General features: G+C 63.7%; 13 protein-coding genes. 6 read left to right on the top strand and 7 right to left on the bottom strand.

Annotated elements, in window-relative coordinates:
• Positions 1-43 precede the first annotated feature (43 nt).
• The 3 genes from KY465_RS15880 to KY465_RS15870 form a co-directional block, all read right to left on the bottom strand.
• Complete coding sequence (locus tag KY465_RS15880; protein ID WP_219203079.1) at positions 44-1,315, bottom strand: L,D-transpeptidase family protein; 1,272 nt, start codon at positions 1,313-1,315, stop codon at positions 44-46.
• A gap of 383 nt (positions 1,316-1,698) precedes the next feature.
• Entirely contained in the window at positions 1,699-2,223 is a 525-nt protein-coding gene (ldtR, locus tag KY465_RS15875; protein WP_219203078.1) for a transcriptional regulator LdtR, read from the bottom strand.
• A 123-nt stretch (positions 2,224-2,346) separates the two neighbouring features.
• The gene (locus tag KY465_RS15870; RefSeq protein ID WP_346432652.1) at positions 2,347-2,844 is read right to left on the bottom strand and encodes a DUF6163 family protein; all 498 of its coding nucleotides are present in this window, start codon (positions 2,842-2,844) and stop codon (positions 2,347-2,349) included.
• Between the two features lie 184 nt (positions 2,845-3,028).
• On the opposite strand from KY465_RS15870, the gene hemB reads away from it, so the two are divergent.
• From hemB to KY465_RS15850, 4 genes are all read left to right on the top strand, one after another.
• Entirely contained in the window at positions 3,029-4,093 is a 1,065-nt protein-coding gene (gene hemB, locus KY465_RS15865; RefSeq protein WP_219203077.1) for a porphobilinogen synthase, read from the top strand.
• A gap of 112 nt (positions 4,094-4,205) precedes the next feature.
• Positions 4,206-4,673: an RDD family protein gene (locus KY465_RS15860; RefSeq protein ID WP_219203076.1), complete on the top strand. Its 468-nt coding sequence runs from the start codon at positions 4,206-4,208 to the stop codon at positions 4,671-4,673.
• A 159-nt stretch (positions 4,674-4,832) separates the two neighbouring features.
• The gene (locus KY465_RS15855; RefSeq protein WP_219203075.1) at positions 4,833-6,647 is read left to right on the top strand and encodes an SLC13 family permease; all 1,815 of its coding nucleotides are present in this window, start codon (positions 4,833-4,835) and stop codon (positions 6,645-6,647) included.
• Between the two features lie 45 nt (positions 6,648-6,692).
• The gene (locus tag KY465_RS15850; protein ID WP_219203074.1) at positions 6,693-7,442 is read left to right on the top strand and encodes an arginyltransferase; all 750 of its coding nucleotides are present in this window, start codon (positions 6,693-6,695) and stop codon (positions 7,440-7,442) included.
• A 118-nt stretch (positions 7,443-7,560) separates the two neighbouring features.
• Here the strand turns inward: KY465_RS15850 and KY465_RS15845 are convergent, their stop codons facing one another.
• Both KY465_RS15845 and parC read right to left on the bottom strand, forming a co-directional pair.
• Positions 7,561-9,765 (bottom strand): methyl-accepting chemotaxis protein, encoded by a 2,205-nt coding sequence (locus KY465_RS15845; RefSeq protein ID WP_255561748.1) that lies wholly within the window; start codon positions 9,763-9,765, stop codon positions 7,561-7,563.
• 169 nt (positions 9,766-9,934) lie between these two features.
• Positions 9,935-12,187 (bottom strand): DNA topoisomerase IV subunit A, encoded by a 2,253-nt coding sequence (gene parC / locus KY465_RS15840; protein ID WP_219203073.1) that lies wholly within the window; start codon positions 12,185-12,187, stop codon positions 9,935-9,937.
• A gap of 205 nt (positions 12,188-12,392) precedes the next feature.
• Here parC and KY465_RS15835 point away from each other — a divergent pair, with 205 nt between their 5' ends.
• Positions 12,393-13,622 carry a hypothetical protein gene (locus tag KY465_RS15835; protein WP_219203072.1) on the top strand — a complete coding sequence of 410 codons (1,230 nt, stop codon included), beginning with the start codon at positions 12,393-12,395 and terminating at the stop codon, positions 13,620-13,622.
• Between the two features lie 52 nt (positions 13,623-13,674).
• On the opposite strand, the gene aspS is transcribed toward KY465_RS15835, so the two are convergent.
• Complete coding sequence (gene aspS, locus KY465_RS15830) at positions 13,675-15,465, bottom strand: aspartate--tRNA ligase (RefSeq protein WP_219203071.1); 1,791 nt, start codon at positions 15,463-15,465, stop codon at positions 13,675-13,677.
• A gap of 257 nt (positions 15,466-15,722) precedes the next feature.
• Between aspS and rnd the strand changes: the two genes are divergently transcribed.
• Positions 15,723-16,880, top strand: coding sequence for a ribonuclease D (gene rnd, locus KY465_RS15825; protein ID WP_219203070.1), 1,158 nt, complete (start codon positions 15,723-15,725; stop codon positions 16,878-16,880).
• 35 nt (positions 16,881-16,915) lie between these two features.
• On the opposite strand, the gene KY465_RS15820 is transcribed toward rnd, so the two are convergent.
• Complete coding sequence (locus KY465_RS15820; RefSeq protein ID WP_219203069.1) at positions 16,916-18,217, bottom strand: SAM-dependent methyltransferase; 1,302 nt, start codon at positions 18,215-18,217, stop codon at positions 16,916-16,918.
• Positions 18,218-18,246: the final 29 nt, after the last annotated feature.

Below are 18,246 nucleotides of genomic sequence, written 5' to 3'. Positions count from 1 at the left end.
TCGCAATGCTCGCAATAGCGAGGGACAGCGTGCAGCGGTGGGCCTAGCGCAGAGCCAGTTCCTCGACACCATCGCGCTGGTAGATATCGTCGCGGAACTGCACGACACCGTCTTCCGATGCCCAGGCGGTGATGTAGACGAAATAGACCGGCACCGGGTCTGCCAGTTCGATCGGCGTCGAATTGCCGCTCTTGATGGTCGCTTCGATCGCCTGACGATTCCAGCCGGCGGTGTCGCGCAGCAGCCAGGTCGACAGGTCGCGAACATTCTGAACGCGCACGCAGCCGGAGGATTCAAAGCGCAGCAACTTGCCGAACAGCGATTGCTGCGGCGTGTCGTGCATGTACACGGCGTGCGGATTGTGGAAGTTGATCTTGGTCGAGGCCATGGCGTTGATCTTGCCCGGATCCTGGCGGAACATCAGCGCGGGGGCCTCTTCGGCGTGCCAGTCGACGGTTTCCGGTGCCACTTCGTTGCCGGCATTGTCGAACAGGCGGATGGAGTTGCGCGCCAGATAGGTCGGATCCTCGCGCATCAGCGGCACGATGTCCTTCTTGATGATCGAGCGCGGCGCCGTCCAGTAGGGATTGAGAATCACCTCGTGGATCTTGGAATTGAGAATCGGCGTCTGGCGGTCGATCTTGCCGACGATGGCCGTATGGCGCAGCGCGACGCGGCCATTTTCGACGGCCTCGATCTGCGCCGCGGGTATGTTGACCATGACGTAGCGGTCGCCGAGATAGCCGGACATGGAGCGCAGGCGGACCAGGTTGGTCTCCAGCTGGCCAAGTCGCACATCGGCCCTGACATTCAGGGCCTGGAAGGAATAGTTGCCAAGCACGCCGTCGGCGGGCAGGCCGTGCCGCGCCTGGAACCGCTTGACGGCACCATCGACGTAGGAATCGAAGGAATTGGAAACGCCCGCCGTGCGGTCGAGATCACCCGAGACCATCAGACGCTGGCGCAGCTGCTGAACGGCCGGAGAGCTGTCGCCGAGGCGCAGTTTCTCAGTGGCCGGAACCACCGGCCAGCCGCCCTGCGCGACAATGGCCTGGTGCTCGTACATGGCGCGCTCGACAAAGCCGATCGTCTCCGCGGAGGTGACCGGAACCTTGGTGGCGACCTGCTTGACGGCGCGCGAGGACTTGGCATCGAACTGATCGTCCCACTGTCCGCGGCGCGGGGCGTTGATGACGTCGGCAATCGAAGCCTGGGCCTGCGCCAGCCCGGTGGTGGCAGCCAGCGTGGCTAGGCTCGTCGCGCCTCCCAGAAAGACACGGCGGGAAAGCGGGCGAGATCCACTGAGCTTGTTCATGAGGCGGTCACCATCCGGTTGTTGTCGTCGGGCAGCGGCGTTTGCGCCGATCAACCCGGGGTCAACTTCAATGTCAAACCAAGACCCGGGCCAAGACTAAGGCCAAGGTCCCTAACATTTGCAAAACATAATCCGGACGATGTGCCACAGCGGCGAGCGCCAGGCAAGCGACCGGACCGGGGCTGTGCCTGATGCCGCCCCGCCAGATGCGGTGGGTCGCACGGCTTTGTGGCCAATTGATGGTGTGGGGGCGGGCCGGATGGCGCGCTGCAGACCCGTCCCTGCGACGGGGCCACTTCCTGTTCCGTTTCCGCGTCGCCGCCACAGGCTGCGGCGAACGGAGACATTGTCGGAGGGCGCTCAGTCTGCGCCCATGCTGAATATTACAGGCGGTACATGATCTGATCGTTCCAGAAACGGTCGAGACGCTGCATCAGCTTGTTGAGGATCTCGAATTCATTGGTGCCGATACCGCCGACCTGGGCGATCGAGCCGATATGACGGTCATAGAGGGCGGCAACGGTGCCGGCCACTTCACTGCCCTCATCGGTCAGGCTGATGCGCACCGAGCGACGGTCAACGCGCGAGCGCTGGTGGTTGATGTAGCCCAGATCAACCAGCTTCTTGAGGTTGTAGGACACGTTCGAGCCGAGATAGTAGCCGCGGCTGCGCAGCTCGCCGGCCGTCAGTTCGGAATTGCCGATGTTGAAGAGCAGCAGCGCCTGCACCGCATTGATGTCGGAACGGCCCTTGCGGTCGAATTCATCCTTGATGACATCGAGCAGACGGCGATGCAGCCGTTCGACGAGCTGCAGCGATTCCATGTACAGATCGTGAAGATCATTCTGCCCTTCGGCGGGGGTGTCCTTGCGCGCTGCCGTGGCGGCTGCCTGGTGAATGGTTGCCATTGTATTTGCCTCACTGTTGTTGCGGCGGCTTTGTGCCGTCCTTGAGACAAACCCTAGCGAATACGCATAAAATACTACTTAAAATGCAGGCTTAACAGTGCCTTACCTTGGCACAGCTGGCAATCAGAGTGAATCAGGCGTTACATTTCGCGCCCGCTCGCGCTCATGCAGGAAGTAGGCCAGCCGGAAGGCGATGTAGACCACGACCACCAGGGCATAGGCGATGACGACCAGGGGCCGGCTGCCGAACAGATCGGCCATGAAATAATACATGATGACTTCCGTCCCGGCAGCGAGAAACCAGATGACCCCGCCCCAGGCGGCGCCGACCCACAGACCGAGCGCGGCGATGGGAAACAGAACCGACAGGCCGGCAGCGGCGGTCTGCCAATAGGCTGGCAGCAGGTCGAAGCGGAACTGGCCCTCGGCCGACAGCCCGATGAGACGGCTCCAGTAAAAGAGAGCCGAAAGCAGGCAGCCGACCGCGACAATGCGCCGGAAGATCAGGTAGAGACGGTCCAGCAGGCCGGAATCGACCGCGCTTGTCTGGTCATCGTCCACACCGTACATCGCCACCATCACCACCTGTCCATTCGCATCGCGCGCCAGCCGACCGGGCACCGCGCCTCCACTGAACGGGATTCGCGAGGCGGGCGCAAGCGCGGCAAGCAGCGCAGGCTACGGACCCGGCCGGCATCCCTCAAGGCGCACGCGGCGGTCTTGACCGGAATTGCAGCGCGGTTCAAACAGACCCGATACCAGCGGCGGCGCCCTTGCGCGGCGCCCGATAAGCAAAGAGGCCGCCATGACCCGACTCCCCCCCTCCCTGGCAAGCCGCGCCGACGATGTCGATCGGATCACCGGCCATAAGCGCATGCGGCGCAACCGCAAGGCCGACTGGAGCCGCCGCATGGTGCAGGAAAACTGGCTCGGCGTCGAAGACCTAATCTGGACGCTGTTCATCGTACCCGGCACGAATGTCCGCGAGCCCGTCGAAGCCATGCCGGGGGTCTTCCGGCTGAGTGTCGATCAGGCGGTCGAGGCAGCGCGCCACGCCGCCGAACTCGGTATTCCGGCACTGGCGCCCTTCCCCAACATCGCGCAGGACAAACGCGATGAGACCGGATCGCACATTCTCGATGACGACAATCTCATTCATGCGTTCACCCGCGCCATCAAAAAGGCCGTGCCGGACATCGGCATCATCACCGATGTGGCGCTCGACCCCTTCACCAGCCACGGCCATGACGGCATCTACCGCGATGGCGAGATCGTCAATGACGAGACCGTGGCGCTGATTGCGCGGGCAGCGGTGATGCAGGCGGAGGCCGGTGCCGACATCATCGCGCCTTCGGACATGATGGATGGCCGCGTCGGCGCGATCCGCCAGGCGCTCGATTCGGCCGGGCACCAGTCGGTCGGCATCATGTCCTATGCGACGAAGTTCGCCTCCGGATTTTACGGCCCGTATCGCGAAGCGATCGGCACGGCGGACCTGCTCAAGGGCGACAAGCGCAGCTACTACATCGACCCGGCCAACGCCGTGGAAGCGGTGCGCGATGCGGAACTCGACGTGGCCGAAGGCGCCGACATGCTGATGGTCAAGCCCGGCCTCCCCTATCTTGATATCTGCCGGGCGCTGAAGGACAGCTTCGGCCTGCCGACCTTCGCCTACCAGGTGTCGGGCGAATACGCGATGATCAAGGCGGCCGCCGCCAATGGCTGGATCGACGGCGAGCGGGTGATGATGGAATCGCTGCTGGCGTTCAAGCGGGCCGGTTGTGACGGCATTCTCAGTTATTTCGCGCTGGAGGCGGCGGCGCGCATTCGTGCCGGGCATGGTGCACCCGCTCTCAAACCACCGTTCTGACGCCGTGGCGGCCGTTGTGATGCCTGTCCGGGCGTGAAAATTTGCAGCCGGCGCCCGCACTCCCCATATCTGTCGTGGCTATCGCCGGAAGACAGCGGCAGAGGAAGAGATCATGAGCAACGCAGATATTCTTGACGTTTCAGACAGCGCCTATGACGACCGGACACTCTACGAAGGGGTCCGGACGCGACGGGTGCTGGCGTTCTTCATCGATTATGCGCTGGTGCTTCTGCTGTGCATTCCCGTTGCAATGGTGATTTTCGTCGCCGGCGTCCTGACCTTCGGGCTCGGCTTCATGCTCTACAGCGTGCTTTTCGTGCTGGTCGCCGTACCCTATGTCGGCTTCACGCTGGGCGGCGGCAACCAGGCGACACCGGGCATGCGGATGATGGGCATTAGGCTCGAGCGGCTGGACGGGCGCGGTATCGATTTCCTGTTCGCCGTGGTTCACAGCGTGCTGTTCTGGGCCTTCAATGCCATCCTGACGCCGCTGATCCTGCTTGCCACACTGATTCTTGATCGCAAGCAGACGGTTCATGACCGGCTGCTTGGCACCGTGGTCGTGCGGCGCGGGGCCTGACCCGGCTCGCTGGCGGGCCGGAAGGAACAAAATTGCGTTGCCGGGCGTGGCAGCAGTGCGTCCTTGCCGGGAAAAGTCAAACCGTGACAGTTTTGCGTCTGTGGGGAGCGGCGCTGTGACGCTATGGTGGTGTGACCCGTCGCAACCTGCCGAGCGTTCATGGATTTTCATCTCTACGCCACTTTCCTGCTGATCGCGCTGACCATTGTCGGCTTCGCGCTTGAGCGCTGGCCGTTGGAAGGGGTCTCGCTTGCCGCGCTGACGGCGCTGTTGCTGCTGTTTGGCCTGGTGCCCTATACGCCAGAAGGCGCCGACACGGCGCTCAGCATGAGTGCGCTGCTCGCCGGCTTTGCCGATCCGGCGCTGGCCACCGTGCTGGCGCTGCTGGTGGTCGGCCAGGGCCTGTTTGCCACCGACGCCGTCGATGCCCTGGCGCGCGGCGTCGGCAAGTTCGGCGGCCCCGGCGCCTGGCGGCCGCTGGTGATGGTGCTGATCGTCTCGGCGGTCATCTCGGCGTTTCTCAACAACACTCCGGTCGTGGTCATCTTCATCCCGATCCTGGTGGTGCTTGCGGCGCAGCGCTCGCTGCGTCCGAGCCGCGTCTTCATCCCCTTGTCCTACATCACCATCCTTGGCGGCATGACGACCCTGATCGGCTCGTCGACCAACCTGATCGCCGCCGGCGTTGCCGAGGATTACGGCTACAGTCTCGGCTTTTTCGACATTACCGGCATGGGTGTGATGCTGGCGGTAAGCGGCGCGATCTACGTGCTGTTCGCCTTGCCGCGACTGCTGCCCGATCGCGAATCGGCGGCGGGACCGAAAGTGCGATCCGGCGCGCAGTTCATCGGCGAGATCACGCTGGGCAATCAGCATCCGTTTGTCGGCATGTCGTCGAAGGGCGGCATGTTCCCCGGCCTTGGCGATCTGACGCTGCGGCTGCTCGAGCGGCGGGAGGAACCGTTTCTGCCGCCCTTTGACGACATGGAGCTTGAACCGGGCGATACGCTGGTGGTGACCGGCACGCGGCGTGCCTTCTCAAAAGCGCTGGCGCGCGGCAAGGCGACCCAGGAGGTGCCCGAGGAGACGGAAGACGCGGATGCCCCGGCTCCCGGTCCCGGCTATCACCTGGCCGAGGCGATCGTGGCGCCCGGCTCACGCTATTCCGGTCGCACCATCCAGCTGTCCGGCCTCTCGGTGCGGCTTGGCGTCTCGGTTCTCGGTCTGCAGCGCAAGAGCCGCATGGCCCGCACCGCCCTGTCGGAGATCCGGCTCGAACCCGGCGACACGCTGCTGATCGGCGGGCCGATCGACAATATCAGGGCGATGCGCGGCAACCACGACCTGTTGCTGCTCGAACATTCGACGGAAGCGCTGCCGCAGTCGCGCAAGGCGCCGATCGCGGGACTGATCTTTCTGGCCATCGTGCTGGCCTCGGCGTTCTCGGTGCTGCCGATCGTCGTCGCGGCGATCGCCGGTGTGGCGGCGATGCTGGCCACCCGCTGCCTGTCGCTGTACCAGGCGGCGCGCGCCTTCGACCGGCAGATCTATCTGCTGGTCGGCACCACGCTGGCGCTGGCCACCGCCATGCAGGTGACGGGAGGCGCGGCGCTGATTGCCAATGGGGCCGTCGATCTTCTCGAAGGGGCGGCGCTGCCGGTCAGCCTGTCGGTGTTTTTCCTGGTCGTGGCGGTGATGACCAACATCCTGTCGAACAACGCCACGGCGGTGCTGTTCACGCCAATCGCCATCGGCATGGCGAACGGCTTCGGCGTCTCACCGGAGGCCTTCATCGCGGCGGTGATCTTCGGCGCCAATGCGTCGTTCGCGACCCCTATCGGATACCAGACCAATTTGCTGGTGATGGGACCGGGTCATTACCGTTTCTCTGATTTCATCAAGGCGGGAACGCCGCTGGTGGTGATCATCTGGTTGACCTTTTCGCTGCTCGCACCATGGTATTACGGGCTCTGATCCGTTACATCTTTGGGCGGCGATCACAGGACGATCTTGCGACACATGACCAGCCATTCCATCAATTCACCGCAGTTCTTTCTGACCGCGCCGTCTGCCTGCCCGTATCTGCCGGGCGAAGATGAGCGCAAGGTGTTCACGCATCTGGTCGGTCCGAAAGCGCGCGAGCTCAACGATCTGTTGACCCAGGGCGGCTTCCGCCGGTCGCAGAACATTGCCTATCGTCCGGCCTGCGAGACCTGCCGGGCCTGCGTGTCGGTGCGGATCCTGGCCAATGAATTCACGCCACGCAAGACGATGCGGCGTGTCAGCGCGGCCAATTCCGACCTGGTGGCGACGGACTACCCGGCCGAGCCGTCAAGCGAACAGTTCACGCTGTTCAGACGCTATCTCGACAGTCGCCACCGGGCCGGCGGAATGGCGGACATGACGATCGGCGATTACGCGATGATGGTCGAGGACACCCATGTCAGTTCAAGGGTGATCGAATACAGGCTGCGCGCGCCCGGCGACGGAGTGGCGGAAGCCCCGACCGGGCGGCTGATCGCCGTGGCGCTGACCGATGTGATGAGCGACGGGCTGTCGATGGTGTACTCATTCTTCGATCCGAGCGAGGCGCGGCGCTCGCTCGGCACCTACATGATCCTTGATCACATTCAGCGCGCCCAGGCCGAGGGGCTGCCGCATGTCTATCTCGGCTACTGGGTGAAGGGGTCGCCGAAGATGGATTACAAGACGCGCTTCCTGCCGCAGGAGCATCTGCTGGCGCAGGGCTGGAAGCGGTTCGAGAGCTGATCTCGCCGCCTGGTTCCCGGCGCATGCCCCGGCTTGCACGGCTTAAACGCACAACGCCCCGGCATTCAAAGCAATGCCGGGGCGTTGTTGATTTCAGAGCCGAGGGCGGTTCAGGACCTTAAAACTCCTCCCAGCCTTCAGCCTCGACGGCCAGGGCGGTGTTGCCGGCCACGGCGCCGGCTGGCGCTGATGCCTTGCGCGGCGCTTCGGGCGTCGTCGCGTCGGTGTTGGCGGCGCGCATCTGCTTGGCGGCCTGGCGCAATTCGCCCGAGGCGGCGCCGATCCGGAACGCACTGATCAGCTTGCGCAGTGCCTGACTCTGGGTCGACAGGCTGACGCCAGCCGCAGACATCTGCTCGACCATCGCAGCGTTCTGCTGGGTCGACTGATCCATCTGGTTGACCGCGGTATTGACCTCGGACAGTCCCGATGACTGCTCTTCGGCCGCCGTGGCGATCGCTTCCATGTGCTCGTTGATCTCCGAGACCAGGGACTGGATGTCGTCAAGGCCGGCACCGGTGTCGCTGACCAGCTTGACGCCTTCGGAGACCGCCGCGGTGGAATTGGAGATCAATCCCTTGATTTCCTTGGCGGCGGTGGCCGAACGCTGGGCGAGCTCGCGCACTTCCTGGGCGACGACGGCAAAGCCTCTGCCGGCCTCGCCGGCGCGGGCGGCCTCGACACCGGCATTCAGGGCCAGCAGGTTGGTCTGGAAGGCAATCTCGTCAATGACGCCGATGATCTGGCTGATCTGTGTCGAGGACTGCTCGATACGGGCCATCGCCTCAACGGCATCGCGCACCACCGAGGAGGACCGGTCAGCGCGCGCCTTGGCGTTCTGCACGACATCGCGGGCATCGGCCGAACGCTTCGAGGTGGAGCCGACATTAGCGGTGATCTGTTCCAGCGCTGCCGAGGTTTCCTCGAGCGAAGCGGCCTGGCGCTCGGTGCGTTTGGCCAGATCAGAGGCGGCGTCGGAGACTTCGCCGCTTCCTGAATCGACGGCGGCAGTAGCCTGACCGACCTGCGCCAGGGTTTCACGCAATTGCGCGACGGCGGCATTGAAATCGTGGCGCAGGCTTTCGAGATTCGGCGTGAACGCCTCGTTGATCTCGCACAGCATATCGCCGCCCGCCAGCCGGTTGAGACCATCGCCCAGGGTGCGGGTGGCCTGACCAAGGCGCTCTTCCGCTTCGGCTTCTGCCTGGCGCTGCATTTCCACGCGCTCGGCTTCCGCACGGGCGCGGTTTGCTTCCGCCTCAGCCTCAAGCTCCTTGTTCTTGATGGCAGCCGAACGGAAGGTGTTGAGCGCATTGGCCATGGCGCCAACCTCGTCGCGGCGGTCAAGCCCATCGATCTCGCTATCCGTGTCGCCGCTGGCAAGACGGCGCATCGCGGCATTGAGACCGGCAAGCGGGCCCGTGATCGAGCGCGCGGTGACAAAGACGGAGATAAGAAGAGCCAGGGCGACCATCGCCACAAGCCCGGCAATCAGCGTGTTCATCATGCTTTCAAAGGCGGCGTTGTCCGCCACCGCGGCCTTTTTCTTCGCCTCGAACTGCGCGACCAGATCATTGATGATCGGCAGCAGTGTGACGAACTGCGCGGTCGCCGCTGCGCGGGCCTGGCGTTCCTGAGCAGCCCCTTCTGCATAGGCCTGGAACGACTGATGATAGGTTTCGAGAGCCTCGGCAATCGCCGCGGAGGCGGCGGACGACGCGAACTGCACACCGCGCATCCTGGCCCGGAAATTCTCGACCTCGTCGGCATGCCGGGTGATATACTTGTCGGCGCCGCGCAGGATGAAGTCCTTCTCGTGGCGGCGCAGCATCAGCATGCTGACCTGCAGGGTCTCGTTGTTGGCTTCGGCGAGCAGTTCCTCGATGCCGTGCACGGCGGCACGCATCGTTCCCTCCAGTCCGGTGTCCGGGGTCAGCCCAAGCCGCTGGTCCTGCGCGAAGACGGTTTCGACCGCATCGCCATAGTCCTCGAAATGGCTGCGGAATTCGCCAAGCTGAGCGGCCAGATCATCGGCCATGTGCGACTGCATCTCCGCGCCGTCGGCCGCAACTTTCGCCCGGCTCTCGTCAAAGGCGGCGATCTTCGCGACATCCTTGTCGAGCAGGAAGTCCTTCTCGATCTGCCGGGTGTTGAGCGCGGCGGAGCGCAGCTCTTCAAGATGCCATTCGGTTTCGAGAAGGTCGACGATGGCGGCGTTGCGCTCGGCGAGAATGCGGTTTTCGACCACAAAGATGCCCGAGATCGCTGCGATCCCTGCCACCGCAAGACCTGCAATCAGATACAGGCGATGACTGATTTTCATTGATTTTAACATAAAGAGCCCCGTTCCCCACAAATTTAATGGTTCGGAACAGGCAGACTCGGCTACCGTTTCCGTACCATCTGAGGGAGCAAACTCACGGAAAACCCCTAAAAATTACTGAAACTACTCACGGTTGTTGTTCGCAAACGGGACACCGTGACGCTGCCGGTCAGCCGGCAAAGCGGCCATTGCGGGGAAAACCCTTTGGCACCGTGCGGCCGGCCTGGGCGCGATCGCCGATAAATTCGCTAAGTTCGCTTGCGGCGCGGCTGTGCACCCGGCCGGCGCTGTCGGTCCAGGACAGGCCGTCGGCAAGGGCGAAACAGCGCGCATCGGCGATGCCGCCATCCTTGTAGCGCTGCAGCCGCACGCCCTTGCCGCGCGTCATCTCCGGCAGTTGCTCCAGCGGGAAGATCAGCAGCTTGCGATTCTGGCCGACCACGGCAAGATGATCGCCGACAACCGGGATACACAGCCGGGTTTCATCCGGCATGCGCACATTCATCACCTGCTTGCCCTTGCGGGTGTTGGCGACGATGTCGCTTTCGGCAACGATGAAGCCGTTGCCGACCGTCGAGGCGAGCAGCAGCTTGCGGCCGGGGACGTGCACAAAGGCGGTGAGAACCGCCTGGTCATTGTCCATGTCAACCATCAGCCGCAGCGGCTCGCCATGGCCGCGGCCGCCGGGCAGGCCGTCGGCGCCGATCGTGTAGGCCTTGCCGCCGGTGGTGACGATGACCAGCTTGTCGGTGGTGTGGGCCGGGAATGCGAGCTTGAGCTTGTCGCCGTCCTTGAAGGACAGGCTCGCGAACTCGGCGAGGTGGCCCTTCATGCCGCGGATCCAGCCCTTTTCGGATATGACGATGGTGATCGGTTCTTTCTCGATCATCGCCTGCTGGATGGCCTCAAGGTCAGCGACGGGCGCCGCATCGAAGGTGGTGCGCCGGCGCCCGAGCTCGGTTTCCTTGGCAAAGGTCTTGCGGACATTGCCGATCTGCCAGGCGACCGTCGACCATTGCTTGCTCTCGGAAGCGAGCAGCGCCTCGATCCCGGTCTTCTCCTCGGTCAGCTGCTCGAATTCCTTGCGGATCTCCAGTTCCTCGAGCTTGCGCAGGGAGCGCAGGCGCATGTTGAGAATGGCCTCGGCCTGCACGTCGTTGAGCTCGAAAGTCCGCATCAGATCGATCTTCGGCTCATCCTCCTCGCGGATGATGCGGATCACCTCGTCGAGATTGAGATAGGCGATCAGGAAGCCCGACAGCAGCTCGAGACGCCGTTCGATGGCCGCAAGGCGATGCCGCGAACGACGCTGCAGCACTTCGCGGCGGTGCGCCAGCCATTCGCTCAGCACCTCGTTGAGCGCCATGACCTTGGGCACGCGTCCGCGCGAGAGGACATTGAGATTGAGCGGAACGCGATTTTCCAGCTCGGTAAGCTTGAACAAGCTCTCCATAAGAAGCACCGGGTCGACGGTGCGGTTCTTCGGCACCAGCACCAGCCGCACATCCTCGGCGCTTTCATCGCGGATGTCATCCAGCAAAGGCAGACGGCGGGCAATCAGCAGCTCGGCAACCTTCTCGATCAGGCGCGCCTTCTGCACCTGGTAGGGCATCTCGGTGATGACGATCTGATAGCCGCCACGTCCGAGGTCCTCGGTTTCCCAGCGGGCGCGCACGCGAAAACCGCCGCGGCCTGTCCGGTAGGCCTCGAGCATGCTGGCGCGGTCGTCGATGACGACGCCGCCGGTGGGGAAATCCGGGCCCTCGACGAATTCCATCAGTTCCTCGACCGTGGCATCCGGCTTGCGAATGAGATGCATGGCCGCGTCGCACAGTTCGGCGGCATTGTGCGGCGGGATCGACGTGGCCATCCCGACCGCGATGCCGGTGGCACCATTGGCGAGAAGATTGGGGAAGGCGCCCGGCAGAACCACCGGCTCCTGGCCCTCCTCGTCATAGGTGGTGCGGAAATCGACCGCATCTTCGTCGATGCCATCGAGCAAAAGCTCGGCGACGGCCGTCATCTTCGATTCGGTGTAGCGCATGGCGGCGGCGTTATCGCCGTCAATATTGCCGAAATTGCCCTGGCCGTTGACCAGCGGATAGCGCACGGCAAAATCCTGCGCCAGGCGCACCAGGGCGTCATAGATCGCCTGGTCGCCATGCGGATGGAAATTGCCCATCACTTCACCGACGATCTTGGCGGATTTCTTGAACGAGCCGTTCGAGCGCAAGCCCATGTCGCGCATGGCGTAGACGATGCGGCGGTGCACCGGCTTCAAACCATCGCGCACATCGGGAAGGGCGCGATGCATGATGGTCGACAAGGCGTAGGCGAGATAGCGCTCCTCGAGCGCCCTTTTCAGGTCGACCGGCTCGATGTCATCGTCGCCCCCGCCGGGCGGCATTAAGCTCTTTCCCATCGCCTGCGCTTAGCTGACGGTCTGATTCGGAGCAAGAGAGAAGCCGGCACGGCCCACAGGACGGGTGGACTTTTGCCGCATTTCGCGCAGATTATCCGCCACATCACCCGCACGGCCTGCTCAGGCGGCCGGGCATGCCCTCACCTGGCGCGCTGTCCCAGGCCAACGGTGACCGGCATCAACGCGCAAGACAATGAGGTTTTTAATGGTTTTCTCTCCGCTCGCGACGCATTTCAATTCGCGCCCCTGCACCCTGCCGGCCGGCCGGCTGCCCGTCCGGGTCCGGCGTTGCGCGCAAGGGCTGGCCTGCAGCGCATTGCTGCTGGCCGGCAGCAGCCTGTCGGCGTGGGCGCTCGACAAGGATGACTTTCTCGCCAAGATGAACGCCGCCTTTGCCGCCAGCGACGGCCAGTTGACCTATAGCGGCGCCGAGCTCGATGGCGGGACGCTGACCTTGCAGGGCGCCTCGATGCAGACGGGTGAGCAGAAGGTCGTGCTGGGCGACCTGATCTATAGCGGCATCTCGGAGGCGGAAGGCGGCGGCTACATTGTCGAGCGCATCAGTTCGGAGGAAAGCCGCATCAGCGATGATGATGTCGAGGTCGTGCTGGAGGACGTCGAGTTGCGCGGTGTGCGGATCCCCGCCGATGCGGCGATGACCGGACTGGACACGATGATGGTCTATGACAGCTTCCGCACCGGTCGGATCGTGGCTCGCGATGATGGCAGCGCCATCGTGTCGGTGGCATCCATCTCGGTTGATGTCGAGCGGATGGGCAACAATGAAGGCCTGACCTTCACCTTGACCAGCGAAGGCGTATCGGTTGATACGGCAGTGTTTGAGGAGGCGCCGGCGCGGCGTGTCCTCACCGATCTCGGATATGACGCGCTGACCGGACGGACGAGCACGCAAGGGCAGTGGGAGGCGGAGACCGGGCGGGTGCAAATCCGCGATCATGTGATCACTGTCGATGGTCTTGGCAGCGTGCGGCTGACCGCCGATTTCACCGGCTACACACCAGCCTTCATTGCCGCCATGCGCGACCAGTCCTCGGCCGGTGACGAAGCATCGGCGATGAACCTGCTCGGGGCGATGCAGCAATTCAATCTGCAGGAAGCGGCTGTGCGCTTCAAGGACGATTCGCTGACTCGGCAATTGCTCGAATATTACGGCGGCAAGCAGGGCGTGTCGGGAGAGCAGATGGCGGAAGCGGCAAAGGCGGCGGCGCCGTTCATGGCGGCGAAGCTTGGCATTCCCGAACTGCAAAAACAGATCACCGAGGCGGCCAACCGCTTTTTCGACAATCCGCAAAGCCTGACAGTTACCGCCAGGCCTGAAAAACCGGTGCCGTTCTCGCAACTTCTCGGCACGGCGATGGTGGCGCCGCGCGGCCTTTACGAGATGCTGAACGTGCGCGTCACCGCCAACGATTGATCATCAACCGCCGGATTGGCCGTGACACCCGTCGCGGTCCCTCCTGCGGCGGTCAGTCCTGCGGCTTGGGTGGAATGGCGCGAATGCCAAGATCGCGCAATTGCGCCGGCATGGCCGGGTTTGGCGCGCCCATCAGAAGATCGGCGGCCTGCTGGTTCATCGGGAACAACGTCACTTCACGCAGGTTCTTGGCCCCGACCAGGAGCATGACGATGCGGTCGACACCGGCGGCCATGCCCCCATGTGGCGGCACGCCGTACTGGAAGGCCCGGTAGAGACCACCGAAGCGCTCCTCGACCGTATCGGCGCCGAGTCCAGCAAGTCCAAATGCCTTGATCATCAGATCCGGCATGTGATTGCGGATGCCGCCCGAGGCAATCTCGAAGCCGTTGCAGACCATGTCGTACTGGAAAGCCTTGATCTCGAGCGGATCGCTGTTTTCCAGCGCGTCCATGCCGCCCTGCGGCATCGAGAAGGGGTTGTGGGCGAAATCGACCTTCTTCTCGTCCTCATCCCATTCATAGAACGGGAAATCGACAATCCAGCACAGCTCGAACCGGTCGCGGTCAACCAGATCGAGCTCCTCGCCGACACGGGTGCGGGCGGCGCCGGCAAAGGCGTGAAACTTTTCCGGACGACCGGCGACGAAGAAGCAGGCATCGCCCTCGTCGAGGCCGAGCTGGGTGCGCACCGCCTCGGTGCGCTCGGGGCCGATGTTCTTGGCCAGCGGCCCGGCGCCGGACAGCGCATCGCCCTCCTTGCGCCAGAAGATGTAGCCGAGACCCGGCTGCCCCTCGCCCTGCGCCCAGGAGTTCATGCGATCGCAAAAGGCGCGGCTGCCACCGGTCTTGGCCGGAATGGCCCAGACCTCGACGGCGGGATCATTGGCAATCATGTTGGCGAAGACCTTGAAGCCCGAACCTGCAAAGTGCTCGGTGACCGCCTGCATCTCGATCGGGTTGCGCAGGTCGGGCTTGTCGGAGCCGTATTTGCGCAGGGCGTCGGCATAGGCAATGCGCGGGAAGGTCTCGGTGACCGGCTTGCCGCCGGCGAAGGCCTTGAAGACGTCGCGGATCACCGGCTCGGTGGTGGCAAGGACATCCTCCTGCTCGACAAAGCTCATTTCCAGGTCCAGCTGATAGAATTCGCCCGGCAGCCGGTCGGCGCGCGGGTCCTCGTCGCGAAAACAGGGCGCGATCTGGAAATAGCGATCAAAGCCCGAGGCCATGATCAGCTGCTTGTATTGCTGCGGCGCCTGCGGCAGGGCGTAGAACTTGCCCTGATGAATGCGAGAGGGGACCAGGAAGTCGCGCGCCCCTTCCGGCGAGGATGCGGTGAGAATCGGTGTCGAGAACTCGGTGAAACCCGCCGCTTCCATGCGCTTGCGCATGTCCGAGATGATGCGGGTGCGGGTGACGATGTTCTGATGCAGGGTGTCGCGGCGCAGGTCGAGAAAACGATATTTGAGGCGCACATCCTCGGGATATTCCGGTTCGCCGAACACGGGCAGCGGCAGTTCGCGCGCCTTGCTCAGCACCTCGATGTCCTTGGCAAAAACCTCGATCTCGCCGGTCGCGAGGCCGGGATTGACCGTCTCCGAAGTGCGCTCCTTGACGGCGCCGTCGACGCGGATGACCCATTCGCTGCGCACCGCCTCGGCGGTGGCGAAAGCCGGTGAATCGGGGTCTGCGACGACCTGGGTGATGCCATGATGGTCGCGCAGGTCGATGAACAGCAGGCCGCCATGGTCGCGCACCCGGTGAACCCAGCCGGACAGGCGAACGGTGGCGCCGGCATCGCTCTTCCTGAGAGCTGCACAGGTATGGGAACGATAACGGTGCATGTTGATCCTTTCGGGCTGACGACCGGCTGTGACATGCGGTGCGCTGCCGGTGCGAGGGAGCGCAGACCTTGCCGGGAAAATCGCGCGGAAAAGCGCATGCGCGGCCCCATTTGTCAAGATGAGCCGCGCAGGAGGGCAATATTGGGGCGGCCCGCGCCGGTCAGCACCCGCGAACTCAAGCGTTTGCGGCAGTTGGGGAGATCGGCAACGGCGATAGAGACAAAGCCGAATAAACGCGCTAATCGGAACGCATGGAGATGATTACCACGACCGCCGCCCTCGAGGCGGCCTGCCACCGGCTTGCCCAGTCCGATTACATCACGATCGATACGGAGTTCCTGCGCGAATCGACCTTCTGGCCGGAATTGTGCCTGATCCAGATGGCCAGCGAAGAAGAAGCGCTGATCGTCGATCCGCTGGCCGACGGCATCGATCTGGCCCCGTTCTTCGCGCTGATGGGCGATGCTTCGGTGGTCAAGGTGTTCCACGCGGCGCGCCAGGATATCGAGATCATGGTGCACCGGGGCGACCTCGTACCGCATCCGATTTTCGACACGCAGGTGGCGGCGATGGTCTGCGGCTTCGGCGAATCGGTGTCCTATGATCAGTTGATCAACCGGCTGACCGGCACGCAGATTGACAAGTCATCGCGGTTTACCGACTGGAGCCGGCGGCCGCTGAGCGACAAGCAGCTCGACTATGCGCTGGCCGATGTGACGCATCTGCGCGAGGCCTACAAGGCGTTGAAAGCCGAGCTTGAGGCGGAGGGGCGGACCGACTGGCTGACCGACGAAATGGCCATTCTCGAATCCCGCGAGACCTATGAAGCGCCCCCGGAAAACGCCTGGAAACGCCTGAAATTGCGGCTGAAGAAGCCGCAGGAACTGTGCGTGTTGCAGGCGATCGCCGCCTGGCGCGAGCGCGAGGCGCAAAGCCGCAACGTGCCGCGCGGCCGCATCCTGAAGGACGATGCGCTGTATGAACTGGCACAGCAGCAGCCGACCACGCTCGAGGCGCTGTCGCGCCTGCGCAGCATTCCGCGCGGCTGGGAGCGCTCGCAACCCGGCAAGGCGCTGGTGGCGATCATCGATGAAGCGCTGCAAACGCCGCGTGACCAGATGCCGAAAGTTCCGCGCCGCAAGCATCCGCCGGAGGGCGCCCAGGCGGCCAACGAATTGCTGCGCGTCCTGTTGAAGATGGTGTCCGAGCAACGCAATGTCGCTGCCAAGGTGATCGCCAGCGGCGAGGATCTCGACCGGATCGCCGCCGATGGCGAAGAGGCCGAGGTGGCGGCGCTGAGCGGCTGGCGCCGCGAGATCTTTGGCGCGCAGGCGTTGAAACTGATCAACGGCCAGCTCGGACTGCGCTTTCGCGACAGGCGCGTCGAGGTGATCGAGCTGCCACAAGAGGACTGACCCCCGCAACCAGACTGGCCGCGCCTGCCGCCTGCTCAGATCGAGCGGTAGAGATCCTCGCGCGTCGGCGGCAATGGCGAAGGGCCGCGCCGGCGCAGCGAGACGACGGTCTGGTAGATGCGCGCCGTGTTGCGTTCAAACGCCACCGAGCAGCCGCCGAGATAGATCAGCCAGAGCCGCGTCGGCACCTCGCCGACCTCGGCGACCGCTTCGTCGTAGCGGGCCAGCAGGCGGTCATGCCAGAGCCGGCAGGTGCGCTGGTAATGCTCGCGCCAGTTCTCGACATCGTGCACTTCAAAGCCGTGCTGTTCGAGCATCGTCACCGTGTTGCCGATGTGATCGAGCTCGCCGCCGGGAAAGATGTACTTGGTCAGCAGCGCCATATCGGCGTGCTTCTTGCGGAAATTCTGCAGGTCGGCGGTCGCCGGCCGGGTGATGGCGTGGTGCAGATACAGCCCATCCGGCTTCAACAGCCGTCTGATCGTCTTGTAATAGGTCGGGTAATTGTCGATGCCGATCGCTTCATGCATGCCGATGGAGGCGATCTTGTCGAACTTGCCTTCGATGGCGGTGTAGTCGATCAGCTCGTAGCGGCAGGTTTCGCTCAGCCCGCGTTTTTCCGCTTCGGCGCGGGCCTCGTCGATCTGCTCCTGCGACAGGGTCACGCCGAGCGTGGTGACGCCGTACTGGTCGGCGGCGTAGCGGGTCAGCGCGCCCCAGCCGCAGCCGATGTCGAGCAGGGTCTCGCCCTTTTTCAGGCGCAGCTTGCGGCAGATCATCTCCAGCTTGTCGCGCTGGAGCTGCTCGATGTCATTGTCCCAATTGGTGCAGTAGCCGCAGGTATAGACCATTTCCCGGTCGAGAAAGAGCTTATAGAAGGCGTTGGAGAGATCGTAGTGATAGGCGATATTGCGCGTGTTTTCCTCGACATCGCCGCTTGACGGCGTCTCTTCCGGACGGTCGGCGAGCGGCCAGGGCCCGCCCTTTCCAAGCATGAGAAAGCGCACCGCGACATTGGCGATGCGCCATTTGCTCAGACGGCTGCGAATGTCGCGCGAGCGCACCTTCGGCCGGCGGGCTATGAGATCGAACATGTCGCCATTTTCGAAATCGATGCGGCGGGTGACCCAGAGATTGAGCAGGGTTTCGGCTTTCGGGCTGCGCAGCAAGGCAGCCACGACACGCTGATCGGCGATGCGGATGGTAAAGGCGTCGGCGGGCCAGTCGGCGGGCACGGTGGAGCCGTCCCAGAGACGAAATCCGATGTCGAGTTCAAGCGTTGCGACGGCGTGTTCGAGAAGGGCGCGAAAAGCTCTCAGCCTGCCTGCGGATGTCATAGGATCTCCAGATGTGCATTGCTCCGACG

The sequence above is a fragment of the Neohoeflea coraliihabitans genome, assembly GCF_019334345.1.
GTDB lineage: Bacteria > Pseudomonadota > Alphaproteobacteria > Rhizobiales > Rhizobiaceae > Pseudohoeflea > Pseudohoeflea coraliihabitans.
The sequence above is the reverse complement of the archived record's forward strand: the minus strand, read 5'-3'. Positions and strand labels throughout refer to the sequence as shown.